Source organism: Burkholderia ubonensis (assembly GCF_001718695.1).
GTDB classification, from domain to species: domain Bacteria; phylum Pseudomonadota; class Gammaproteobacteria; order Burkholderiales; family Burkholderiaceae; genus Burkholderia; species Burkholderia ubonensis_B.
In genome coordinates this window covers 931,245-955,173 of record NZ_CP013422.1, presented here as the reverse complement: position 1 = coordinate 955,173, position 23,929 = coordinate 931,245, and the positions used below count along the sequence as shown (strand labels likewise).

The following is a 23,929-nucleotide window of genomic DNA, read 5'->3' as shown; positions in this document are numbered from 1 at the left end:
ATTCTCCTGTTGGATGCACGGCGTGGCACGGCGTGGCGGCGCTCAGGGCAGCGGAAAGATCGCGTTGATCTGCCCGGTGCCCGAGCTCGCGAAGTAGTCGGTGACGATTTCGACGGGCTTGTCGTAGCGATCCCAGCCGAGCAGGCCGAGCAGCATCGCGGTGTCGTGCATCCCGCCTTCGCCGAAGCAGTGCTGGCTGTACTCCGGCAGCATCTTGCAGAAGGTCGCGAAATCGCCCTGCTTCCACAAGTCAACGACCCGCAGGTCGACCTGCCGGAAGAACTCGCGGCTGATCTGGTGGATCGATTCCTCGGGGCTGCCGTTGTCGTTGAAGCGATGCGACAGCGACCCGCTCGCGAGGAACGCGACGTTCGCATCGCTCTTGCCGATCGCTTCGAGCAGCGCTTCGCCGAAGCGGCGGCTCTCGTCGAGCGTGTGCCACATGCACCAGCCGGCGATCGACACGACCTTGAAGTGCTGGTCGGCGTTCATGTAGCGCATCGGCACGAGCGTCCCATATTCGAGTTCGAGGCTGTCGATCTCGTGCGCGCGCGTCGCGATGCCGCGCGCGGTCGCGGTTTCCGCGATCAGCCGGCCGAGCGCCGGATTGCCCGGATACGCGTAGGCCATGTCGCGGATGAAATGCGGCAGCTCGTTGCTCGTATAGACGCCGGAAAACCGTGCGTTGCAGTTCACGTGATACCCGGCGTTGACGAGCCAGTGGACGTCGGACACGACGATCGTGTCGACGCCGAGCGCGCGGCAGCGCTCGCCGATCAGCTGATGGCCGCGGATCGCTTCCGCGCGGCAGCCGTGATGCCTGCCCGGCAGCTCCGACAGGTACATCGACGGCACGTGCGTGATCTTTGCGGCGAGGGACAGTTTGCCCATCGTGAGTCTCCGTCAGTCTGCGTCTCGTTCTTTCTCGCGCCGCTTACACGCCCCAGCGCGGAATGTGATGCGAACCCATCGAGATGCAGACGTTCTTGATCTCGGCGAACACTTCGAAGCTATATTCGCCGCCCTCGCGCCCGGTGCCCGACTCCTTCACGCCGCCGAACGGCTGCCGCAGGTCGCGCACGTTCTGGCTGTTGACGAACACCATGCCGGCCTCGATGCCGCGCGCGAGGCGATGCACCTTGCCGACGTCCTGCGTCCAGATGTACGACGCAAGGCCGTAGCGCGTGGCGTTCGCGAGGCGCAGCCCTTCGTCCTCGTCGTCGAACGGAATCAGGCAGGCCACCGGGCCGAAGACTTCTTCCTGCGCGATGCGCATCCGGTTGTCGACGTCGGCGAACACGGTCGGCCGCACGAAGTTGCCGTTGCGCAGGTGCGCGGGCAGGTTCGCCGGCTGGTCCGCGCCGCCCGCAACGAGCCGCGCGCCTTCCTGCTCGCCGATGCGGATGTAGCCCGTCACCTTCTCCCAGTGCGCGCGCGTGATCATCGCGCCGAGCTGCGTCGCCGGATCTGCCGGATCGCCTACCACGAGATTGTTCGCGCGGCGCGCGAATTCCCGCACGAAGCGGTCGTAGATCGAGCGCTGCACGAAGATCCGCGAGCCCGCGGTGCAGCGTTCGCCGTTGATCGAGAAGATCGTGAACAGCGACGCGTCGAGCGCACGGTCGAAGTCCGCGTCGTCGAAGATCAGCACCGGCGACTTGCCGCCCAGCTCCATCGAATACTTCTTCAAGCCCGCGCGCTCGATGATCTTCTTGCCGGTGACCGTGCCGCCGGTAAACGACACCGCGCGCACGTCCGGATGCCGCACCAGCGCGTCGCCGGCGGTCGCGCCGTAGCCCTGCACGACGTTCAGCACACCCGGCGGAATGCCCGCCTCGAGCGCGAGCCGGCCGAGCTGGTCGGCCGTCAGCGGCGACAGCTCGGACATCTTCAGCACCGCGGTATTGCCGAGCGCGAGACACGGCGCCGTCTTCCACGTCGCGGTCATGAACGGCACGTTCCACGGCGAGATCAGCGCGCACACGCCGACCGGCTGGTACAGCGTGTAGTTCAGCATCTGGTCGTCGACCGGATACGTGCGGCCGTTCATCTGCACGCACACTTCCGCGAAGAAATTGAAGTTCTCCGACGCGCGCGGAATCAGCTGCTTTCTGGTCTGCGCGATCGGCAGGCCCGTATCCTGCGTCTCCAGCGCCGCGAGCGACGGCACGTTCCGCTCGATCAGCTCGCCGAGCCTGCGCATCAGCTTCGCGCGCTCCTTCGCGGGCGTGTTCGCCCACTTCGGGAATGCGGCCTTCGCCGCGCGCACCGCCGCATCGACTTCCGCTTCGCCGCCCGACGCGACGTCGGTGATGACTTCGCCGGTCGCCGGATTCAGCGTCGTGAACGTGTCGCGGCTTTCGACTTCGCGGCCGTCGATCCAGTGCTTGATGGTCATCTGCTCTCCTTGTGCGGCGGGGTCAGCCGGCGCGATAGTAGTCGTGTTCGCCGACGATCGTGTTCACGAGCCGGCCGATGCCTTCGATCTCGGTGACGACCTCGTCGCCCGGCTGCGTGTCCGCGAGCCCTTCTGGCGTGCCGGTGAGGATCAGGTCGCCCGGCGACAGCGTCATGAAGCCGCTGATGTGCTCGATCAGCGCCGGCACGTCGAAGATCATGTCGCGCGTGCTGCCGCGCTGGGTCTCGCGGCCGTTCACCGTCGTGCGCAGCGTCAGGCCGCCCGGGTCGCCGACCTCGTCCGGGCTGACGAGCCACGGCCCGAGCGGCGTGCAGGTGTCGCGGTTCTTCACGCGCAGGTTCGGTCGGTAGTAGTTCTCGAGGTAATCGCGGATCGCGTAGTCGTTCGCGACCGTGTAGCCGGCAACGTAGTCGAGCGCCTGCGCGCGGCGCACGCCCCGCGCGGGGCGGCCGATCACGACCGCCAGCTCGCACTCGTAATGCATGTGGGCCGCATCGGCGGGCCGCACGGTGCGCGACCGGTGGCCGATGAACGTGTTCGGGCCCTTCAGGAAGATCAGCGGCTCGCTCGGCGCGTTGAACGCGAGCTCCTTCGCGTGGTCCGCGTAGTTCAGGCCGAGCGCGAACGTCGTGCGCGGCGCGACGGGCGGCAGCCAGGCCACCGCGCTCTCCTCGACGACCCGCCCCGTATCGAGGCGAATCAGGCCGTCGCCGGCCGGTTCGGCCGCATGCTGCGCGCCGTTGTAGATCACGCGTGCGGTTCTCATCGGGCCCCCTCCGCGATCAGCGCATGCCGCAACGTGCCGATGCCGTGCGCGGCGATCTCGATCCGGCTGCCCGGCTTCGCGCGCGGCGCGCCGCCCGCCACGCCGAGCAGCAGCACGTCGCCGGCGTCGAACGACATGAATGCCGACACGTCGGCGATCAGTTGCCGCACCGGGCGGATCAGCGTGGCGGTCGAGGCGGCGGCGGCCGTGGCACCGTCGATCTTCACGCTCAGCGCGATCGCGTCCGCATCGGCGAGCGCGAGCGCGTGCGCCGACACGATCGCCGGGCCGAGCGGGCAGAACCCGTCGCGGCACTTGAAGCGCACGGCGGGACGGTAGTAGTCGGGATGCGGCACCGACACGTCGCTCGCGAGCGTGAAGCCGTGCACGTAGTCGAGCGCGCGGTCGGCCGCCACGCGGGTCGTGCGGCGGGCGAACACAACGGCGACCGACGCGCCGATCTCCAGCGCGTCGACGCCGGCCGGCACGACGACGGCCGCGCCGTCGGCCGCGTGGGTGTTGGCGGGCTTGATGTACAGGATCGGCGCCTGCGGCGGCCGCCCGTAAGGCGGCTGGTGCACCGCGTCGCCGAGCCCGTCGAGCGCGGCGCGCTCGTTGAGCAGCGCGCCGTAGACGGTGCCGATGGCGACCGGCAGCGCCGCGGCGGTCGTGCAAGACAGCTCCATGCGTCATTCCCCTGCCGCGCGTCGCGGCGCATCGTCAATATTTAACATCTTAAGTACACAATCGGGCGATGACAACCTCGATTACCCTGATACACGAAATTCGCCGCGACCGCCTGTTAAGATTGGCGCGTCCCCGTCCATCCCCTTCATTTCGATGAACCGTACGCTCGACCACCGCAATCTGGCCATGCTGCTGCTCGAGGCCCGGGAAACGCTGATGGGGCGGTTCCGCCCCATTCTCAAGGAATTCGCGTTGACCGAACAGCAATGGCGGATCATCCGCGTGCTCGACGGCGAGCCGTCGCATGCGCTCGAAGCCGGACAGATCGCGCGGCGCTGCTGCATCCTGAGCCCGAGCCTGACGGGCGTGCTCGAACGGATGGAGCGCGACGGCCTGATCAAGCGCACGCGCGCGCAGGAAGATCAGCGCAGGCTGCTCGTCAGCCTGACGCCGCAAAGCCGGAAGCTGGTCACGGAAATCGGCCCGCGCATCGACGAACAGTACCGGCTGCTCGAGGCGCGCTTCGGCCAGGATGCGCTCGACGACATCTACCGCGCGCTCGACCGGCTGATCGAGCTCGGCAACGCGCCGTGACGCACGCCGGGCGGCGCGCCGCGGCCGATCCGCGACGGGCCGCTGGCGCGGCCCGAGCGAAGCGCGCGAACGGCGCGAACGATCAGTGCGGCGTGCCGCGCACCAGTTCGGTTACCGCGACACCGCGCGACGTGCGCATGCATTCCTCGACGTAGTCGACGAACGGCAGCGGTTCGAAATCGATTTCGTCGCGCACGCGCCGGTTGTCGAACACGCGATCGACGGCCGCGAATTCCGCAAAGCGCCGCAGCGCCTTGCCGAGCACCCGCTCGAGCGCCGGATCGGCGCGCCCCAGCACGTCGCGCACGACGAGCGGCAGCTCCGCCGCCGCGCACGCCGCGTAGCGCGGCGCGCCCGCCATCCCCGCCGCCTCGTCCATCGCCCGCACGATCTGCGCGACCATCGGCGCCTCGTCGCCCGCCGACACGTGATAGACGTCGTGCGAGAGCGCCGGCTTGACCGCCAGCAGCATCGTCGCGCGCGCGACGTCGTCGACCGACACGATGTCGATGCGCGTCATCGGCCGCGCCGTATAGCGACGCGCCGCGTGTGCGAGACGGAACACCCAGAACGAGTTCGGCGCGGGCCGCGTGCCGAGCACCGTATGCCCGACGACGTGCGACGGACGGACGACGACGAGCGGCAGCCCGAGCGTGCGCAGGCGCTGCTCGGTTTCCGCCTTCGCGCGCAGGTAGTCGGCGGCGAGCACCGCGCCGGGCAGCGCGTGGGCGGCCTGCGCGGCTTCGCCCGCGCTGCGCGACTCCTCATGCACGAGGCCGCCGCGGCCCGCATGCGCGTAGGCGGTGCCGATGTGGACGAAACGCTGCAGCTGCGGCGCATCCGCGAAGCGCGCGGCGAAGCCGACCGAATCGGCGAGGTCGGCCTGCAGATGCGCGCCGCCGGCCGGCGACGCATGGCCCGCACAATGGATCACGTGCGTCGCGCCGGCCAGACGCGGCGCGTCGGCGCGCTGCCACACGTCGCCGAGCGCGCCGACCGCCACGTTCGCGTCGCTCAGGCGCGACGCCCAGTACGGCGCGAGCCCCGCGCGCAGCGCCGCCTCGCGCAGCCGCGAAACCGCATGGCCGCGATCCTGCGCGCGCACGACGCAGACGATGCGGTCAAGCAGCCCCGCATTGACGAGCGTCGTCAGCACGGTGCTGCCGATGAAGCCGGTTGCGCCCGTGAGCACCAGTCGCCCGACGTTCGCCGCGGCGACCGGCGCGCACGCCGGCGATACGAGGCTCGTGCGCCAGTTGAGCGACAGGGCGGTTTTCCAGATCAGCACGGGAATCTCCTTCGAAAAATCGGCGCGGCGCCGCGCGGCCCCGGTTCACGGGATGCGCCTCGCGCCCGGCCGGCCGGGACTGGCATGGGTCCCGGGGCTCCCGATCCCGTTGCGCTGCCGCAGGGATATGCGTCGAACGCGTCTCGGCGTGGAAGGCCGTGGGACGCCACGGAGGGGCGTCCGCGACAGAGGATCGGAAACCGGCAGTGTGGGGCCCGATCGTCCGGATGTCTGTCCTGAAAGTTTTGCGAAAGTGTGCGGATTTGTATGCGTATGTCGGGGTATGTCGTGACGGCGCCGGCGCGACACTTCGACGCCGGTCGATCCGAGTCGTCGCATGTCCGGAGCCACTCGATTTGCCGCCGCGACGCACGGATCGCGCTACGGCGGGTCTTTGCCGGCGAGATTCGGATCTCGGCCGATCGTCAGACGTCGTTTCATGGCGTATACGAATGCACGCAATTCGATTTATTGAGGATTATCACTTGCGTTTCACCGCAGTCTATCTAGACTGGTCAAACCAAAACGGTCGAACGTGTGATTTTCTTCAGGAGACGATCCAATGCGCCTCACCATTCGGATTAATGGCAGCGAAGCGGCAACTCGACAGTCTTTTGCAGTGCTGTGGGTGGACACCGACGAAGGGCTGTGGTCTCGCGAGGCACATCAAGGCATCGATCTTCCGACGTGGGGCAAGGTCAAGGACGTCGAGGGCGCAATGGCGCTCTGCGCGGCCGACAGCGGCAAGGCCGTCTGCAAGCTGCAGGGGCTGTCGTTCGACGCGACGCAGCGCGAACAGGGCACCGCCGTGCTCGCCGGCGAGCATGAAGGGGCCTGGCGGCTGCAGGCGGTCGATCGTTCCACCGCGGAGCCGGAATACAGGGAATTTATTTCCGTCGCGCGTTAGTTTTTTTGACGGCAATCGTCTGCGGTTTTAGGGATATTCCCATTTCGCGATACGCGATATTAATTTCGATATTCATCAATAAGGCGCCTCTCGACGAGGCGCTTTTTCTTTTGGCGCGAGAAAACTAATCGGGGACGGGTAAATCCGCCCAGCTCGGCAATAACGGCCGGCGCACGTGTCGCGGGTTCGCGGGTCGCGGCTCGCGCGCGGCCACGGAGCGCGTCCATTCTTTTCCGTCGTCCTCGTTGCTTGTGCTGCGCGGCCAGCAGCGGCCGGCCGGCGGCTCACACTTTCCCCACGCGATGCTTACTCATTTATTACAATCGCATTATTCAGACTGACAGCCCGCCGCCTGGCGGCTCGCCCCGGCCCTCGCATGAGCGTGAAAAAGAAGACCCACCCCGCCGATCCGTACGCAACGGCGACCAAGCACCCGATGCTCGCGTCGCGCCTGCCGATGTGGCGCTCGAAGCTGGTCGTGATCATCGTGTTCCTCGCGTTCGCGGCGCTGCTCGCCCGTGCATTCTGGGTCCAGATCGCGAACCAGGATTTCTATGTCGGCCAGGGCCAGAAGCGCTACCAGCGCACGATCGAACTCGACGCGATGCGCGGCCGCATCGTCGACCGCAACGGCGCGATGCTCGCCGTCAGCCTGTCGACCTACGAAATCTGGGCGAACCCGAAACAGGTCGCCGAGACCGACTACCCGCAGATCGCGAAGCTGCTCGACATGCCGCTCGCCGAGGTCAAGCGCCGGCTGCGCAACGACCGCACGTTCGTGCTGCTCAAGCGCCAGATCGACGCCGACACCGCGAGCCGTCTCGACAAGCTCGCGATCGAGGGCGTCACGCAGATCGCCGATTCGAAGCGCTACTACCCCGAAGGCGAATCGGCCGCGCACGTGGTCGGCTTCACGAACGTCGAGGACCAGGGGCAGGAAGGCGTCGAACTGGCGGCGAACAGCCCGCTGTCGGGCACCGCCGGGCAGCGCGAGGTGATCCGCGACCGGCTCGGCCGCATCGTGTCCGACACGCGGCCGCTCGTGCCCGCGCAGCACGGCGCGACGATCGAGCTGACGATCGACCGGCGCATCCAGCAGCTCGCGTTCAGCCAGCTCAAGGCCGCGGTGCTCGAGAACAACGCGCAGGCCGGCAGCGTCGTCGTGCTCGACGCGCAGAACGGCGAGATCCTCGCGCTCGCGAACTATCCGACCTTCGATCCGAACGACCGCGCGCGCCTGACCGGCCAGCAACTGCGCAACCGCGCGGTAATCGACACGTTCGAGCCGGGCTCGACGATCAAGCCGCTCGTCGTCGCGCTGTCGATCGACGAAGGCAAGGTGCGCCCGAACACGATCATCAACACGTCGCCTGGCACCTACAAGATCGGCCCGGCCGTGATCCACGACACGTCGAACCACGGCTCGCTGACCGTCGCGCAGGCGCTGCAGAAGTCGAGCAACGTCGCGCTCGCGAAGCTCGCGCTGAACCTGCCCGCCGAGACGATCTGGAACAAGTACCAGGAATACGGAATCGGCCGCGCGCCGGAGCTGACCTTCCCCGGCGTCGCGTCGGGCCGGCTGCGGCAGTACAAGCGCTGGCGGCCGATCGAGCAGGCGACGATGGCGTACGGCTACGGGCTGTCGATGTCGCTGCTGCAGATCGCGCAGATGTACACCGCATACGCCGGCGACGGCACGCTGCATCCGGTGTCGCTGCTGAAGAACGGCACCGACAGGCAGACGATCGACGCGCATCGCGGCCATCGCGTGACGACGCCGCAGACGGCCGCGGCGATCCGCTCGATGCTCGAAATGGCGGTCGGCGAAGGCGGCACCGGGCGCCGCGCGCGCGTCGACGGCTACCGGATCGGCGGCAAGACCGGCACGGCGCGCAAGCAGGTCGGCAAGTCGTATGCGCAGGGCAAGTACCGTGCGCTGTTCGCCGGGATGGCGCCGATGAGCAATCCGCGCCTGATCGTCGCGGTGATGATCGACGAGCCGCGCGGCAAGGGGTATTACGGCGGCACCGTCGCCGGGCCGGTGTTCTCGTCGGTCACGAGCGGCTCGCTGCAGCTGCTGGGCGTGCCGCCGGATGCGCCGTTCGAGACGGCGCCCGATGCACCCAATGCGCCGAACCGCGCAGCGGCGCGGCAAAAGACGGCCGCGGCAGCCGACTCGGCCGCGCCGCCGAAGACGTCAACCGCGCGGAAAGCGACGGCGCCGGTGACGGCGGACGCCGGACCGCGCGTGAGCTCCCGGACCGACGCCGCGGCGGGCTGAAGCCGGCTGGCGCGGCGGCGAGAGCGTGCCAGCGCGACGCTCCGCGTCGAACGCGTTGCGCTCGGGCTTCGGATGCTGGCCGCATTGCCGACGCCGCGCCCGCAGACGGCCCGCGTCCCGCGCCGCACGATCCTGTGCCATGTGCTGCCGCCCGGCCGCACGCCCTTCGCCCTTCGCCCTTCGCCCTTCGCCCTTCGCCCTTCGCCCTTCGCCCTTCGCCCTTCGCCCTTCGCCCTTCGCCGCTCGCCGCTCGCCGTTCGCCGTTCGCCACGATCCGCGATCCGCGATCCGCGATCCGCGATCCACGAGCTACGAGCTACGAGCAGCGAGCTACGAACGGCGAGCCACGAGCAGCAAGACACACGCCGCCCAACGCCACGCCCCTCAATGCGCAACCGCCGCAGGCCTGGCCATTCTGCCGAGCACGTGCTCGGTCATCCCGCGGGCGAGCTCCGTCTCGCCCATGAACACCGTGCCGACGCCCTCGCTCGCGAGCAGCGCCGCTTCGTCGCCGCTGTTCGTGCACAGCACGACCTCGAGCGACGGATTGAGCGTGCGCGAGATCTCGACGATCTGCCGCACGTCGAACACGTCCGGCAGCGTGACGACCAGCATCCCCGCGCGCGCGATGTGCGCCTGCACGAGCACGATCGGCTCGATCGCATCGCCCGACACCGCCGCGACGCCGTCGGCGCGCAGTTTCTCGACGATCTCGCGATTCTGCTCGACGACCACGCAGGCGATCCCGCGCTCGTCGAGCGCCTGTGCGATCCGCGCGCCGACCTTGCCGTAGCCGACGATCACGACTTGCCCGGTCAGGTGCGCCTGCGGCGTGGACATCGGCAGCGCGGCGAGCGGATCGTCGCGCGCCTCGAGCCGCCGCGCGAACGCCGAGTGCCGGCGTATCCATGCAAGCGCCGGATCGATCATCGCGAACAGGAGCGTATTCAGCGCGATCGAGATCAGCGCGACCGCGAGGATCAGGCTCTGACCTTCCGCCGACAGCAGCCCGAGCGCGCGGCCGAGACCGGCCAGGATGAACGAGAACTCGCCGATCTGCGCAAGCCCCGCGCCGACCGTCAGCGCGGTATTGAGCGGATAGCGGAACGCGAGCACCAGCGCGACCGCCGCGAGCGTCTTGCCCACCAGCACGATCGCCGCGACCTCGATCACGTGCAGCGGCTCGTCGAGCAGCACCTGCGGGTCGAACAGCATGCCGACCGAGATGAAGAACAGCACGGAGAACGCATCGCGCAGCGGCAGCGTCTCGTCGGCCGCGCGCCGGCTGAACTCGGATTCGCGCATCATCATCCCGGCGAAGAACGCGCCGAGCGCGAACGACACGTCGAACAGCTTCGCCGCGCCGAACGCGATGCCGACCGCCGCGGCAATCATGCACAGCGTGAACAGCTCGCGCGAGCCGGTGCGGGCGACGAGCCACAGGATGCGCGGAAACACCCGCTTGCCGACCACGAGCATCAGCGCGATGAACGCGGCGACCTTCAGCATCGTGACGCCGAGCGTGCCCCACACGCTGCCGCCGCCCGCATGCGCGTCGCCGGGCGGCGTGCCGCCGAGCAGCCCGGCGACGGGCGGCAGCAGCACGAGCACGAGCACCATCACGAGATCCTCGACGACCAGCCAGCCGACCGCGATGCGCCCGTTCACGGACTCGACGAGCCCCCGGCCCTCCAGCGCGCGCAGCAGCACGACCGTGCTCGCGACCGACAACGCGAGACCGAACACGAGCGCCGCGCCGAAGCTCCAGCCCCACAGCAGCGCGAGCCCGCCGCCGAGCGCGGTGGCCACCGAGATCTGCACGATCGCGCCGGGCAGCGCGATCTTGCGCACCGCGAGCAGGTCGCCGAGCGAGAAATGCAGCCCGACCCCGAACATCAGCAGCATCACGCCGACCTCGGCGAGTTGCTGCGCGAGCGACAGATCGCCGACGAAGCCCGGCGTGCCGGGGCCGATCACGATCCCGGCGAGCAGGTAGCCGACCAGCGGCGGCATCTTCAGCAGCGATGCGAGATAACCGAAGACCATCGCGAGACCGAAACCGGCCGCGAGCAAAGCAATCAGGCTGACGTCATGTGGCATCCCCTCTCCCCTGTAGGTGTAACCGTTTAGTAAGGTCCAAGGATAAGGGATGAGGTGGGAAAATGGCGCGCCGCCGCGAAAAATTCACGGGCGGGCGGCGCGATGCGGGGGAATGTCGGGGCATCGGGGAGGAAATCCGCGGTGATTCGGCGCGATGCCGGCCGCGGACGCGCTGGGCGCGACGGACGCGGCTGGCGCCACGGCCCGTCACGGATGCCCGCTCAGCGCGCGGCTTGCGGATAACGCGCGCCCGGCGGCGGCTCCGGCCGCGTGCCCGCCGTCGTCTTGCGCACCTTCGCGACCTGCGCGGCCGAGACCGGCGCGCCGGTATTACCCCAGCTCGTGCGCACGAAGTTCGCGACGTCCGCGACTTCCTGGTCCGACAGCCGCCAGCCGAACGGCGGCATCGTGAAGGCCGACGGCGCGGCGTGCGTGCCCTGCAGCGCGCCGCCTTCCAGCACGACGTGGATCAGCGAGGTCGGATCGTCGCCCTGCACGACCGGGTTGCCGCCGAGCGCCGGGAACACGCGCGTGTAGCCGCGGCCATCGCTGCGGTGGCAGGCCATGCAGTTGTCGCGGTAGACCGCCGCGCCCGGCTTGCTCGCGTCGCCGGCCTGCAGTGCGTTGGCGGCTGCGGCGTCGTATGCGTAACGCGTCTCGCCCTGCACCTTCGGCGGCAGCTTCTTCAGGTAGCGCGCGATCGCGGTCAGATCGTCATCGGTCATGTGCTGCAAGCTGTGGCCGACCACGTCCGTCATCCCGCCGAATGCCGCGGTGCGCGGCGTGCGGCCGGTCTTCAGGAACTGCACGATCTCGGCTTCCGTCCACGTGCCGAGCCCCGTGCGCGGCTCGCCGCGCAGGCTCGTCGGCACCCAGCCGTCGATCGCCGCGCCGCCGGCCAGGAAGTCCGGGCCGTCCGCGTCGGTCAGCCCGCGCTCCTGCATCGTCGGCGCGCGCGGCGTGTGGCACGCGCCGCAGTGGCCGAGCCCCTGCACGAGGTATGCGCCGCGCGCGAGGACCGGATCGGGGTACGGCGCCGCGTCGAACGGCTTCGGCGCCGGCGCGAACAGCTTGCGCCAGAACGCGAGCGGCCAGCGCATCGACAGCGGCCACACGATGTCGACCGCGCGGTTTTCCTGCTGCACCGGCGTGACGCCGTGCATGAAGTACGCGTAGAGCGCCTTCACGTCGTCGTCGGTGAGGCGCGCATACGACGGGAACGGCATCGCCGGATACAGCGTGTCGCCGTTCCTGCGCACGCCCGAGCGCAGCGCGCGGTCGAACTCGTCCAGTGTCCAGCCGCCGAGGCCCGTCTTCGGGTCGGGCGTGATGTTGGTCGAATAGATCGCGCCGATCGGCGTGTCGAACTTCAGCCCGCCCGCGAACGGCTTGCCTCCGCTCGCCGTATGGCACGCGACGCAGTCCCCGGCTCGGGCCAGGTACGCGCCGCGCGCGACGAGCGCATCCGCGGCATGCGGCGCGGACGCGGCCGCCGCAGGCACGGCCGCCGGTTGCGCGACGGCCGCCCCGTTCGCCAGGCCGAACGCCAGCCACGCCGCGCCGGTCGCCAGCGCGCGCGCCGTGCGGCGCGCGGCGTTGTCCGTCGTTGTTCTCTTCATGCGGTCACCAGCGGAGCGGGGTTTTTCAGGTATTGCTCGCGGATCGCACGCGCCGACCAGTAGGCCAGCGCCGCGATGATCCCGGTCGGGTTGTAGCCGATGCCCTGCGGCAGCGCCGACGCGCCCATCACGAACACGTTGTGCACGTCCCAGCTCTGCAGATAGCGATTCAGCACGCTCGTCTTCGGATCGTTGCCCATCACCGCGCCGCCGACGAGGTGGGTCGTCTGGTACTGGCGCGAATCGAAGTGCTTGCCGAACTCGCGCGTCGACACGCCGATCGCCTTCGGCCCCATCGCCTCGGCGATCTTCTTCATCTGGCCGGTCACGTACTGCGCCATCCTGATGTCGTTGTCCTTCCAGTCGAACGTCATCCGCAACAGCGGCTGGCCGTACGAGTCGCGGTAGGTCGGGTCGAGATCGAGATACACGTCGCGATACGACATGTTCGTGCCGTGCGCGTCCATCGAGATCGTGTGCGCGTAGTTGTCCTTGACCGCCTTCTTCCACGCAGCGCCCCACGCGGGCGTGCCGGGCGGCGTCGCGATCCCGCTGATCGGCTTCACGCCGGCCTGGTTCACCCACAGCGGCGAGCCGCCGACGAAGCCGAGCGGACCGTGGTCGAAGTTGTCCGCGTTGAAGTCGTCGACCGCGACGCCGTTGCCGCCCGCGCCGATGAACGGGTTCGTGTAGGTGTCCTTGTCGAAGAACGCCTTGATCGTCGACAGGTTCTGGTACGCGAAATTGCGGCCCACGACACCCTCGCCCGAGATCGGGTCGTACGGCTTGCCGATGCCCGACAGCAGCAGCAGGTGCACGTTGTGATACTGGAACGCGGCGAGGATCACGAGATCGGCCGGCTGGTGCACTTCACGGCCGGCCGGGTCGATGTAGGTGACGCCCGTCGCGCGCTTCTTCGTGTCGTCGAGATCGACGCGCAGCACGTGGCACTTCGAGCGCAGCTCGAAGTGCGGCACCTGCTTCAGCGCAGGCAGGATGTTCAGGTTCGGCGACGCCTTCGAGTACATGTAGCACGCGTAGCCGCTGCAGTAGCCGCAGAAGTTGCACGGGCCCATCTGCACGCCGTACGGGTTCGTGTACGGCCCCGACGTGTTCGCCGACGGCAGCCGGTACGGATGCAGCCCGAGCGATTTCGCCGCGTCGAAGAAGCGCTGCGCCGAATACGTGTTGAGCTGCGCGGGCAGCGGGAAGTGGTCGCTGCGGTGCGCGTCGAACACGTTGCCGTCGCCGACCACCCGGCCGTTGACCTTGTATGCCTGCCCCGACGTGCCGAACACCTTCTCGGCGAAATCGAAGTACGGCTCCAGCTCGTCGTAGCTGACGCCCGTGTCCTGGATCGTCATCCCCGCGGGGATGAACTTCTTGCCGTAGCGCTCCTCGTAGTGGCTGCGCAGCCGCAGCTCTTCCGGCGCGATGCGGAAATGCACGCCGGACCAGTGCAGCCCCGCGCCGCCGACGCCCTCGCCCGGCAGGAACGCCGCGAGCTGGCGATACGGCAGCGCCGTGTCCTGCACGCCGTGGCGAATCGACACCGTGGTCTTCGACAGGTCCAGAAACAGCTTCTTGCGGACGTTGTAGGTCAGCTCGTCGATCGTGTTCGGATACGCGCCGTCCGGATACGTGTCGCGATACTCGCCGCGCTCGAGCGCGACCACTTTCAGGCCCGCTTCGGTCAGTTCCTTCGCGAGAATCGCGCCGGTCCAGCCGAAGCCGACGATGACCGCGTCGACATGCGGCTTCTTCTCCGCTGCCATCAGGTACGCTCCCCGTTGATCGAAACCGGCCCGTACGGATACGGCTTGCCGTTCTGGTTGACGAAATCCATGAAGTCCGCGCGCGCGCCGGGGAAGCCGATCATCTTCCACGCGGCCATCCCGCGATTGCCGCCGTGGACCGGATCGCAGAAGTAGCCTTCGCGCGTGTTCTGCAGCAATTGTCCGAACAACACCGCGGGCGGCACGTCGTCGATCTGCGCGCGGCTCTTTTCGAGCGCGCCGAGCACGGCGTCGCGCGTCGCCGCGTCGAGATCCGCGAACGCCTTGCCGTGCGTCTTCGCGCAGAAGCGGTCGACGGCCGCGATGCCGAGCCGATAGATGTCGCGCGGCACGAGCTTCAGCTGGTAGCCGAGCTCCGGCACGCCCTGCTGGAACGGCCCCTGCATGTACCACAGCGCGCCGTGCGCGTATGGCGTTTCCATCTGGCGGTCGATGAATTCGGGCACGCCGGCCTCGAGCGCGCCGGGGCCTTCGGCATCGGCCGGAATCAGCCGGTCGACGGCCGCCTGGACGAACGCCCACTCCCGGGCATCGAAGAAAGTCGGTTTGTACGGCGCGCGTTCGGCGCTCGCCGATGCCGCGGAGGCCGCGCCGGACGGGCGGCCGGAAGATGGCGGCGAGCGCAGGTCGCAGCCGGCGAGCGACGCGATCGGCACGAGCGCGACCGACGAGCGCAGAAAGTGACGGCGCGAATTGGGTTTGTCGGGTGGCGTGGACATGGTCGGGATGTTGATCGTTGGGGGCGAGATCCGGGAAGGCGCGTTCCGCATGCGGCATGCCCGGCACGGCAGCCATGCCGCGTGCGGCCGGCCGTCCTGGATTGGCAACACTGCGAACCTCGGCGCGTCCGGCATCGGCCGGACGCCGCACGCGGTGCGTCAATGCCCGCGCGCGGCGTGCCGGCTGCGGGCCGCCGCGCATGGTCGGCCTCTTCGCGGGCTATCGTCGGGCAAACGCACGACTATTGCCGTCATCCGCCCTCATCGCCCTTCCCCCGAATTACCTCGAACGCCACGCCCGCCACCGGCAAGCGCGACGCGCACGGCCCTCGTCAGGGGCAAGCGACGTGCTGCGCATTATAAATGGAACCGGTTCCATTGCAAAATGAGTTCGAGGCATGCCATTGCATCGCGAAGCGCAACAGTTGAAAAATGGCGCGGCGCGATCGCCGGCCGCCGCAGCGCGAGACGGCGGGCGGCAGGCAGGAGCGCGCCAGCCGGATGGCTCCGGTCGACCCGGCGCGCGCGCCGCTCACCTCGCCCAGTACATCGACGCGAAAGCCAGCGCCAGCGCCACGCAAAGCGGCGAATAACACAGCGTGTCCATGCGCGCGAAGCGCGACCCGCGGACACGCTTGAAGAAGCCGACGTATCGGAAATCGCCGACCGCCCGAACCGCGAAAATGAGTGCGAACGCAACGATCGCGAACGCGGTCGCGCCGGGCAGAACCTTCGGCCCCAACCAGCCCGCGCGCGACGCGACCGCGCCGGCGCCGCACAGCAGCGCCGCCGCGACTGCGAGCGTGCCGCGCCGGGTCGGACGCAACAGCGGGACACCGTCCTGCTCCGGAATGGCCGCGCGCTTGCCGCGCTGTCCACCGAGCGCCCAGTAGACGTGAACGAGTGCGATCGCACAAAGCGTCGGCACGCTGAAGTACGCGCCGGTCATGTCGGTAGGGTCCCCTGTCTCATCTGGTCGTCGTGTGGTCGTGTATCGGTCGGGCATGGACCTGCCCGCACGCGCGCGCCTGCGCGTGCCCCCGAGACGATACCGAAATCGCGCGCGGCCTGCAGTGTGGCGTCCGGTCGCAATCGGACACGCGGACACGCGCATGCTGCGATGCGGTGCGCATCCGCGCGCGCGGGGCCGGCACTTGACTTCCCACCGGCCACCACTACCCTTTGATTGCAATCGCGCAATCGCGCCGGTGCATGCGCAACCGCCGCGCGCCCGGCACGACCGCGATGACGAAAGATCATGGAGACGACTCATGCTGATCGGAGTGCCCAAGGAGATCAAGAACCACGAATACCGCGTCGGGCTCACGCCGGCCGGCACCCGCGAACTGACCCGTCATGGGCATCGGGTCCTGGTGCAGCGCGGCGCCGGCACGGCGATCGGGCTGCACGACGAACACTACGCGGCGGCCGGCGCGACGCTGTGCGACGGCGCGGCCGACGTGTTCGCGCAGGCCGACATGATCGTCAAGGTCAAGGAGCCTCAGCCGGCCGAATGCGCGATGCTGCGGCGCGGCCAGATCCTCTATACGTACCTGCATCTCGCGCCCGATCCGGAACAGGCGGCGGCGCTCGTCAAGTCCGGCGCGGTGTGCATCGCGTACGAGACCGTGACCGGCCCCGGCGGCGGCCTGCCGCTGCTCGCGCCGATGAGCGAGGTCGCCGGACGCATGTCGATCCAGGTCGCGGCAACCCATCTCGAGAGCCCGCGCGGCGGGATGGGCCTGCTCATGGCGGGCGTGCCCGGCGTGCCGGCCGCGCACGTCGTCGTGCTCGGCGCCGGCGTGGTCGGCACGGGCGCGCTGCAGATGGCTGTCGGCATGGGCGCGCGGGTCACGGTGCTCGACAACAACGTCGGCCGCCTGCGGCAGCTCGACCTGGTGTTCGGCAACCGGATCGCGACGGTCTGCTCGAACGCGCAGACGATCGAGGAAGCGGTGTGCGATGCGGACGTCGTGATCGGCGCCGTGCTCGTGCCGGGCGCATCGGCGCCGCGGCTCGTGACGCGCGACATGATCGCGCGGATGCGCGCCGGCGCGGTGGTCGTCGACGTCGCGATCGACCAGGGCGGCTGCTTCGAGACGTCGCACGCGACGACGCATGCAAAGCCGACCTACGTGGTCGACGGCGTGGTGCACTATTGCGTCGCGAACATGCCCGGCGCGGTTGCGCGCACGTCGACGTTCGCGCTGAACAACGCGACGATCGGCCATGCGCTCGCGCTCGCCGACAAGGGCTGGAAGCGCGCGATGGCCGACGACGCGCACCTGCGCGCCGGCCTGAACGTGTGCGACGGACAGATCACCTACGAAGCGGTCGCCCGCGCGCTCGGGCTGCCTTACGTCCCTGCTGAAGACATGCTGGGTTGATTGCGGAATCGGGCGACGCAACCGGGTGCCGGCGGTCGCCCTCTTCGCCGCCATCGGCCACCGACGTCACAGCGATGCGCGCGGTGTCGTGGCGTAACGGCGCTCGTATACGGACTGGCAATGCGTGCAACGCTCGGCCGTCGGCCGCGCGAGCAGGCGCTCGTAGTCGACGGGCGCGTCGCAGTCCACGCAATCGCCGTAGCTGCCGTCACGCATCCGCTGCAATGCGCGCGCGACCGCGCGCAACTCCGCCAGCTTCATGCCGATCAGCGCATGGTCGACGTCGACGAACAGATCGGCGTTCGCTTCGTCGCCCTCGTCGGGCGCCGCGCCGGCCAGGTCCGCATAGGAGGTCGACGCGCGCTGATCCTCGCTCGTCCGAATCTCCGCGCGCAACGCCTGTTCGCTTTCCGTCAGCCGCTGCTGCAACGTCTGCCGTTGTTGGGGGTCGAGCGCCATCGCCGTGTCTCCTGTTCCGGGTTCCGCGCGACGCTGCACGTCGCGCGGCGGTCGCCGGTCACGGCGGGCCGGATTGCCCCGTATGCCGCGCCCGGAGGTGCGCCCGGGCGCTCGAAGCGCCGGACGTTCGACGCAGCATAAACCCATTGAACGCGGACGTGTTGACCTGCATCTGCAACCGCGCGCGTTGCACGGAAACCGGGGCCGGAGGCGACGGGCCGATGCGCGCCATTCGTATGACGCTCCCGCCGTTGAGGTCAATCAATTCCCTGCAGAAACTTGCGACATAGATTGACAGCATGTGCGGTATATCCGCGGCTCTGCGGGAGAACGTCATGCTGTTCGGCGTCGTGGTCTGGGTGGCACTCGCGGTCTTCGTCCCGACCGTGGTCGTGCCGACGGTGCAGCACGCGGTGCAGCCATCGGGCCCGCAAGCCGCGCCCGACGCGCGCCCCGCAGGCGCGCCCGCCGTGCTGCCGGCGAGCGGGCGGTCGAGCGAGGACGGCTGAGGCGAACGCGTCGGCCTTCTATGCCGACGCTCGGCGGTTCGCAACGCAACACGTCACGTCACGTCACGTCACGTCGATCATTCGGATGGCTATCGGTCTCGGCGAATTCCCAGCGCACCGTGTGATCCACCCACGAGCGCGCCGCACCGCAGCTGCATCACGTCACCGCATCCGCCCGCAGGATCTCGAGCAAAGCCCGCGCCGAGCGCTGCCAGCTGTATCGCTGCGCGTGTTCGCGACCCAGTACGCGTAGTCGATCCCGCAGTTCGGCATCGTCCATCACGCACGCGATCGCCGCCGCGATATCGGGCGGCGAATACGCGTCGCAGAACAGCGCCGCGCCGCCGCACACCTCCGGCAGCGATCCCTCGTGTGACGCGATGACCGGGCAACCGCATCGCATCGCCTCGAGCGGCGGCAAACCGAAGCCTTCGTACAGCGACGGAAACACGAACGCGCCGGCGTTCGCATACAGCGCCTTCAGTTCCCCGTCTGTCACGTAGCCGGCCCATGTGACACAAGGGTCGTCTTCGCGCAGGCCGGCCTCTCGCACGCCGAATATCTTCGCGTTGGCGCCGCCCGCGATCACGAAGCGCAACGTCGGGTGCGACTCGCGCATCAGCACGATCGCGGCAAGCGCGCGCACGAGATTCTTGCCAGGCGCGAGCGAGCCGACGAACAGCACATAGCGGTCGGGTTCGAGGTTCAATCGCGACAGCACGCCGGGGTCGGCGTCGATCCGGTCGATATGATCGACCGCATTCGGCACGACCGACACGCGCGCCGGCGATATGCGCAACCTTGCGGCCAGCCGCGCGCGCGAGAAATGCGACACCGTCACGAGGTGGCGCGCGCGTCGCTTGATCATCCAGAACGCGAAGCGGTACCACAGCCGGAACGCGAGCGAATAGCCGTCGGGCAGGTCGAAAATCGCCGCGTCGTGAATCATGACCAGCTGATCGCGCTTGAACAACGGGCCGATGTTGCACAGGCTCAGCAAGGTCCGGCCGCGCGTCGTGCGCGGCAGCGCCCACTGTTCCCACAGCGTGCCGCGCAGGTGCGTCGACGGCTGCGCGCGCGCGCCGGCCGGCAACGCGGCCGGGTCGTGATCGGGCGGCACGATCAGCGACGGCGCATCGTCGGTGATCCGCGCGAGCTCGCAGGTCAGCTCGTACGCGGTGCGCTGCACGCCCGTCATGCGCTGGGCCGTGAATTTTCCGTTGATGACGAGGCCGCGCGCGCGCGCGGCATGCGCTGCCGCACCGATGCCCCGCTCCGTGCGGGCGTCCTGCAGCACGGCCCCGTTGCGCTCCCGAATCGACGTTGACATGATCGTGACTGTTCCGATGGCGGCGGCGCACCAGCGCGCCGCCGGACATCCCGCCGGGCGGGATGCCGCTATACGGCCAGTGTGTGCGCCGCGCGCGCGCCGGTCGGTACGTTCGCTCTCACAACGCCGCGGTTCCGGGCGGATTTTCGAGGCGTCAGAATGCGTTGCGGCCGATGAAGCCGCGCACGATCGTCAGCACGATGATCTTCATGTCGAACGCGAAGCTCCAGTTCTGCATGTAGAAGAGATCGAACTTCACGCGCGCCTCCATCGCCTCGACCTTGCGCGTCTCGCCGCGATAGCCGTTCACCTGCGCCCATCCGGTGATGCCGGGCCGCACGCGATAGCGGTACATGTAGCAGTCGATCAGCTGCCGGTAGAAGTCGTCGTGCTCGACCGCGTGCGGACGCGGCCCGACGACCGACATCTGCCCGCACAGCACGTTGAAGAATTGCGGGAGCTCGTCGAGCGACGTGCGGCGCAGGAATGCGCCGACGCGCGTGATACGCGCGTCGTGGCGCGACGCCTGCCGGATGACGCCCGGCTGTACGCGGTGCACGCGCATGGTCCGGAACTTGAGGATGTCGAATTCGCGGCCGTCGACGCCCTTGCGGCGCTGCCTGAACAACACCGGCCCGGGCGACGACAGCTTGACGGCGAGCGCCAGCACCGACAGCAGCGGCAGCAACGGAATCAGCACGCCGAGCGCGAACAGCCGGTCGAACGCGAACTTGGCCCACAGCTCGGGCGCGGCGCGCGGCGTGGTCGCCAGATTGATCGCCGGCATGCCGAGCACGTCGGTCGCGGAGCGCTCGACCACGGCCATCTGCCGCACGTCGGGCAACAGCCGCAACTGCACGAATTCGTCGCGCAGCTCGCGCACGATGCGCTGGATCCGCCACTCATGCGACATCGGCAGCGTGAGCCACACCTCGTCGATCCGTGCGCCGCGGATCATGTCGCGCAAGGTATCCCAATCGCCGATCACCGGCACGCCGCCGATGCCTGCCGCATTGGCCGGCGCTTCGTCGTCGAAAACGCATGCGGCGACGAACGGCCCACCCGGCGTCAGCTGCATCCGCTCGACCGCCACGCGCCCGTATGCGGTCGCACCGACGACGGCGACGCGGCGCCGGTGCACGTGCGAGTCGTCGCGCGTCAGCACGAACGCGAGCAGCATCGCGCGGCCGATCAGCACGGCGGCGTCGCCGGCGAGCACCGTGCGCACGATCCAGCGGGTGTTCACCGTTGCGCTGCGATTCATCAGCCACATCGTGCCGGCCACCGTGAGCGCGCTCGCGCACACCAGCGCCAGCGCCGTGCGCGTGAGCACGTGCGGGCCGTCCGGCACGGCCACCCCATTGCGCACGGTCCGCACGTAGCGCGGCAGCAACGCGACCGTCAGCACGCACAACAGCGCGATCGAGCCGTGCTGCGCATCGGACAGGTCGCGCCATCCGAGGCCGGCCGCCTGCTGCGCGGCAAGCGCCCCGGCCAGCACGAGCGCAACGTCGGCCGCCGCGATCGCGGCACGCCGCAACGCATTCGCTCCTCCGGACATCGACTGCATCGTCACGCACCGTGCGCCGGATAACGGCTCTGCAGTTCCGGCATGCGCGCGCGCAGCGGCGCGGGCGTTGCATTCGTGCGCGTGCCGAGCAGGCGCCGATAGTCGGCGCGAATCAGGTCGTAGCATTCGCACGCGTGATGTTCGAGACCATGGCGGTCGAGCACCGTGATACGGCCGCGGCGCTGCCGGATCAGCCCGGCTTCCTGCAGGTCGCCGGCCGCTTCGGTCACGCCTTCGCGCCGCACGCCGAGCATGTTCGCGATCGTCTGCTGCGTGACGGCCAGCTCGTCGCCGTCGATGCGGTCGTGCGCGAGCAGCAGCCAGCGGCTCAATTGCTCGCTGACCGAGTGATGCCGGTTGCACAGCGCGCTGCGCGAGATCTGCGCCATCGTGGCCTGGCTGTAGTTCAGCATCAGGCGATAGGTCGCCGCGGACCGTTCGAATTCCGCGCGCATCACGCAGGTCGGCACGCGATACGCCATGCCGGCGGCGCGCACTTCGACGCGGCTCGACACGGCCACGCCGCCGACGAGCGTCGCGAGACCGACCGCGCCTTCGCGGCCGACCACCGCCACCTCCACCATCGCACCGTCCTCCATCAGGTGCTGAACCGACATCATCGCCGTCGTCGGAAAGTGCAGATGACGCATCGGTTCGCCGACGCGATCGAGCATCCCGGCCTTGATCCTGACCAGTTCGAGGTGCGGTGCGATCGCATGAAGGGTGTCCTCCGGCAGCGCATCCAGAATGGCATTGGCGGAGTAACTCGAGTGAAGATGAAGCATGGCTGTATTCCTTTTATTGTCCGCGCCGCGCGCAGCCGCGGCAGCGAAGCTCGTTATCGCGATGCGCATCGACGGCGACGCAGGTTGAGGCCCACAACCCTCGCTCCGATCGACCCTCGGCTTTCCACCGCCTCCGGAAATCGGCAATCCCGTTTCGACACGCCCGCTCGAATAAGCGATTTACGTGCCAATACCCGTCCATCCTTAATATATGAATGACGACCGCATTAGAACGACGGATTAATCGCACTGAAACTTCAAAAAATGTCTCATTTCCGGACACCCCCACGCGTCGCGGACGCGGCAGGTGATTCGACTGATCAATAAGCGCCGCGCGCGGCCGGGTGGCCGACGCGCTTCCGCGACGGCTTGCCGGTCAAATACTTACGACGCGTTTTCATTTGATTCCATGATGTCCGGGCGACCCGCAGGCGGCCATCACGCGACTCGAAAGGTCGTTTGAAACTGTCTCAAAATTGATTCGATCGCTTGATTTACGGGCTTGTAACCTAGCGCACATACATATCGCAACACATTGATTCTATTGTTGAACTTCAAGTCAATATCTCAATTGTCAAACAATGTTCAACGCCTTTTATATTTTTTCCTGTAGCATGCGAAGCGACGCTCAATTGATTCACGATCGGTACTTCATTCCGGAGCGAGCATCCCAATTCGTGCGCGACGGGCAAATTATGGATAACCAAATCTTGGGCTCCATATGACAGTTCCTTACCGACGTCCGAAGCGTCAAACTTTGTGAAGTGACGTAATACGCAATTGAGGGAATTCAATTGCGTGCTAGCTTTTTTAGCCATAGACATTCCAATTCCGACGAACAGAAATCGAACGTTCGTGCCGAATCCGCGCGGATACACGGCACGAAGTCGATTGCCCACCCTATGAGGATGCGCCGTGACTCTTCAGGCCAATGACGCCGTCGCCGCCCCGAGCGGCATGATCGAGCTCTCCCACAGCTTCGACGCGAACCGGTTCATCGCGGCGCTCGACCGCGACGAACGCGCGGCGCTGGTCGCTCACCTGCAGCTGGTTCACCTGAGATCCGGTCAGGTGCTGTGCGAACCCGGCGAAATGCTGAGCGCCGTCTATCTACCCGTCACGACGGCCGTTTCGTTGCAGTACGTATCGTCGGGCGGCATGACGCTGGAAGTGGCCGAGATCGGCAGCGAGAGCATCGTGTGCGACGACGTGATCGGCGGCAGCGGCAGCATGCCGTGCCGCGCGGTCGCATGCCGCGACGGCTTCGTCTATCGGCTCGACCGGCGCGTGTTCGCGCGCGCGTTCGACGCGTCCCCGGTGATTCGCCATCTGGTGTTCGTGTGCGTGCGGCTGCTGATGGCGCAGGTGTCGCAGATCACGTTCTGCAGCCGCCACCATGTGCTCAAGCACCAGTTGTGCAGATGGTTCCTGCTCGCGTACGACCGCTCGCGCAGCATCGAGATCCAAGTGACCCACAGCATGCTCGCGCAGATGCTCGGCGTGCGGCGCGAGACGGTCACCGACGCGGCGGGCGAAGTCCAGAAGCTCGGCCTGATCCGCCAGTATCGAAGCTCGATCGTGCTCGCGAATCTCGGCGGCCTCGAGAAGATGTCGTGCGGCTGCCGCGCGATCGTGCGCGACGAGATCAACCGGATCCTGTCGGCCGACTCGGGCGTGACGACCGCCGCGCGCGCTTGACCGATTCGGCATTTC

At 68.3% G+C, this 23,929-nt stretch carries 20 protein-coding genes; 6 read left to right on the top strand and 14 right to left on the bottom strand.

Going from position 1 to position 23,929, the window contains the following annotated elements:
* Positions 1–42 precede the first annotated feature (42 nt).
* The 4 genes from hpaD to WJ35_RS24025 are packed head-to-tail and all read right to left on the bottom strand — an operon-like array spanning position 43 to position 3,871.
* The gene (gene hpaD / locus WJ35_RS24040) at positions 43–891 is read right to left on the bottom strand and encodes a 3,4-dihydroxyphenylacetate 2,3-dioxygenase (RefSeq protein ID WP_060233127.1); all 849 of its coding nucleotides are present in this window, start codon (positions 889–891) and stop codon (positions 43–45) included.
* Positions 892–934: 43 nt separating this feature from the next.
* Positions 935–2,398, bottom strand: a complete 1,464-nt coding sequence (gene hpaE / locus WJ35_RS24035) for a 5-carboxymethyl-2-hydroxymuconate semialdehyde dehydrogenase (protein ID WP_060233128.1) — start codon at positions 2,396–2,398, stop codon at positions 935–937.
* A gap of 22 nt (positions 2,399–2,420) precedes the next feature.
* Positions 2,421–3,185, bottom strand: a complete 765-nt coding sequence (locus tag WJ35_RS24030; protein WP_060233130.1) for a fumarylacetoacetate hydrolase family protein — start codon at positions 3,183–3,185, stop codon at positions 2,421–2,423.
* On the bottom strand, positions 3,182–3,871 hold the full coding sequence (locus WJ35_RS24025) for a fumarylacetoacetate hydrolase family protein (protein WP_069240154.1): 690 nt from the start codon (positions 3,869–3,871) through the stop codon (positions 3,182–3,184). Before WJ35_RS24025 ends, WJ35_RS24030 begins: the two co-directional genes overlap by 4 nt.
* Positions 3,872–4,025: 154 nt before the next feature.
* Here WJ35_RS24025 and hpaR point away from each other — a divergent pair, with 154 nt between their 5' ends.
* The gene (gene hpaR / locus WJ35_RS24020; RefSeq protein WP_069240153.1) at positions 4,026–4,466 is read left to right on the top strand and encodes a homoprotocatechuate degradation operon regulator HpaR; all 441 of its coding nucleotides are present in this window, start codon (positions 4,026–4,028) and stop codon (positions 4,464–4,466) included.
* A gap of 82 nt (positions 4,467–4,548) precedes the next feature.
* Here the strand turns inward: hpaR and WJ35_RS24015 are convergent, their stop codons facing one another.
* Positions 4,549–5,754, bottom strand: a complete 1,206-nt coding sequence (locus WJ35_RS24015; protein WP_069240152.1) for an SDR family oxidoreductase — start codon at positions 5,752–5,754, stop codon at positions 4,549–4,551.
* Between the two features lie 562 nt (positions 5,755–6,316).
* Here WJ35_RS24015 and WJ35_RS24010 point away from each other — a divergent pair.
* Both WJ35_RS24010 and WJ35_RS24005 read left to right on the top strand, forming a co-directional pair.
* Positions 6,317–6,661, top strand: coding sequence for a DUF3564 family protein (locus WJ35_RS24010; protein WP_069240151.1), 345 nt, complete (start codon positions 6,317–6,319; stop codon positions 6,659–6,661).
* 376 nt (positions 6,662–7,037) lie between these two features.
* Positions 7,038–8,942 (top strand): peptidoglycan D,D-transpeptidase FtsI family protein, encoded by a 1,905-nt coding sequence (locus WJ35_RS24005; RefSeq protein WP_069240150.1) that lies wholly within the window; start codon positions 7,038–7,040, stop codon positions 8,940–8,942.
* A 384-nt stretch (positions 8,943–9,326) separates the two neighbouring features.
* Here the strand turns inward: WJ35_RS24005 and WJ35_RS24000 are convergent, their stop codons facing one another.
* The 5 genes from WJ35_RS24000 to WJ35_RS23980 all read right to left on the bottom strand — a co-directional run bounded on the left by WJ35_RS24000 (position 9,327) and on the right by WJ35_RS23980 (position 16,125).
* Positions 9,327–11,042, bottom strand: a complete 1,716-nt coding sequence (locus WJ35_RS24000; RefSeq protein WP_069240149.1) for a cation:proton antiporter — start codon at positions 11,040–11,042, stop codon at positions 9,327–9,329.
* 221 nt (positions 11,043–11,263) lie between these two features.
* On the bottom strand, positions 11,264–12,661 hold the full coding sequence (locus WJ35_RS23995; RefSeq protein WP_060233139.1) for a cytochrome c: 1,398 nt from the start codon (positions 12,659–12,661) through the stop codon (positions 11,264–11,266).
* On the bottom strand, positions 12,658–14,436 hold the full coding sequence (locus tag WJ35_RS23990; RefSeq protein ID WP_060201653.1) for a GMC family oxidoreductase: 1,779 nt from the start codon (positions 14,434–14,436) through the stop codon (positions 12,658–12,660). The genes WJ35_RS23995 and WJ35_RS23990 overlap by 4 nt, the downstream gene beginning before the upstream one ends.
* Positions 14,436–15,176: a gluconate 2-dehydrogenase subunit 3 family protein gene (locus tag WJ35_RS23985; protein WP_069240148.1), complete on the bottom strand. Its 741-nt coding sequence runs from the start codon at positions 15,174–15,176 to the stop codon at positions 14,436–14,438. The genes WJ35_RS23990 and WJ35_RS23985 overlap by 1 nt, the downstream gene beginning before the upstream one ends.
* A gap of 532 nt (positions 15,177–15,708) precedes the next feature.
* Positions 15,709–16,125: a DUF3995 domain-containing protein gene (locus tag WJ35_RS23980; RefSeq protein WP_011882077.1), complete on the bottom strand. Its 417-nt coding sequence runs from the start codon at positions 16,123–16,125 to the stop codon at positions 15,709–15,711.
* 322 nt (positions 16,126–16,447) lie between these two features.
* On the opposite strand from WJ35_RS23980, the gene ald reads away from it, so the two are divergent.
* Complete coding sequence (gene ald / locus WJ35_RS23975) at positions 16,448–17,563, top strand: alanine dehydrogenase (protein WP_069240147.1); 1,116 nt, start codon at positions 16,448–16,450, stop codon at positions 17,561–17,563.
* 66 nt (positions 17,564–17,629) lie between these two features.
* Here ald and WJ35_RS23970 read toward each other — a convergent pair whose 3' ends face one another.
* Positions 17,630–18,022, bottom strand: coding sequence for a TraR/DksA family transcriptional regulator (locus tag WJ35_RS23970; protein ID WP_069240146.1), 393 nt, complete (start codon positions 18,020–18,022; stop codon positions 17,630–17,632).
* Between the two features lie 335 nt (positions 18,023–18,357).
* Between WJ35_RS23970 and WJ35_RS31905 the strand changes: the two genes are divergently transcribed.
* Positions 18,358–18,531 carry a hypothetical protein gene (locus WJ35_RS31905; protein ID WP_164716064.1) on the top strand — a complete coding sequence of 58 codons (174 nt, stop codon included), beginning with the start codon at positions 18,358–18,360 and terminating at the stop codon, positions 18,529–18,531.
* Positions 18,532–18,688: 157 nt separating this feature from the next.
* Here WJ35_RS31905 and WJ35_RS23965 read toward each other — a convergent pair whose 3' ends face one another.
* From WJ35_RS23965 to WJ35_RS23955, 3 genes are all read right to left on the bottom strand, one after another.
* Positions 18,689–19,861, bottom strand: a complete 1,173-nt coding sequence (locus WJ35_RS23965; RefSeq protein WP_069240145.1) for a glycosyltransferase family 4 protein — start codon at positions 19,859–19,861, stop codon at positions 18,689–18,691.
* Between the two features lie 154 nt (positions 19,862–20,015).
* Entirely contained in the window at positions 20,016–21,422 is a 1,407-nt protein-coding gene (locus tag WJ35_RS23960) for an undecaprenyl-phosphate glucose phosphotransferase (RefSeq protein ID WP_034193551.1), read from the bottom strand.
* A gap of 11 nt (positions 21,423–21,433) precedes the next feature.
* Complete coding sequence (locus WJ35_RS23955; RefSeq protein ID WP_011882072.1) at positions 21,434–22,216, bottom strand: Crp/Fnr family transcriptional regulator; 783 nt, start codon at positions 22,214–22,216, stop codon at positions 21,434–21,436.
* A 957-nt stretch (positions 22,217–23,173) separates the two neighbouring features.
* Here WJ35_RS23955 and WJ35_RS23950 point away from each other — a divergent pair.
* Entirely contained in the window at positions 23,174–23,914 is a 741-nt protein-coding gene (locus WJ35_RS23950) for a Crp/Fnr family transcriptional regulator (protein WP_011882070.1), read from the top strand.
* Positions 23,915–23,929 lie beyond the last annotated feature (15 nt).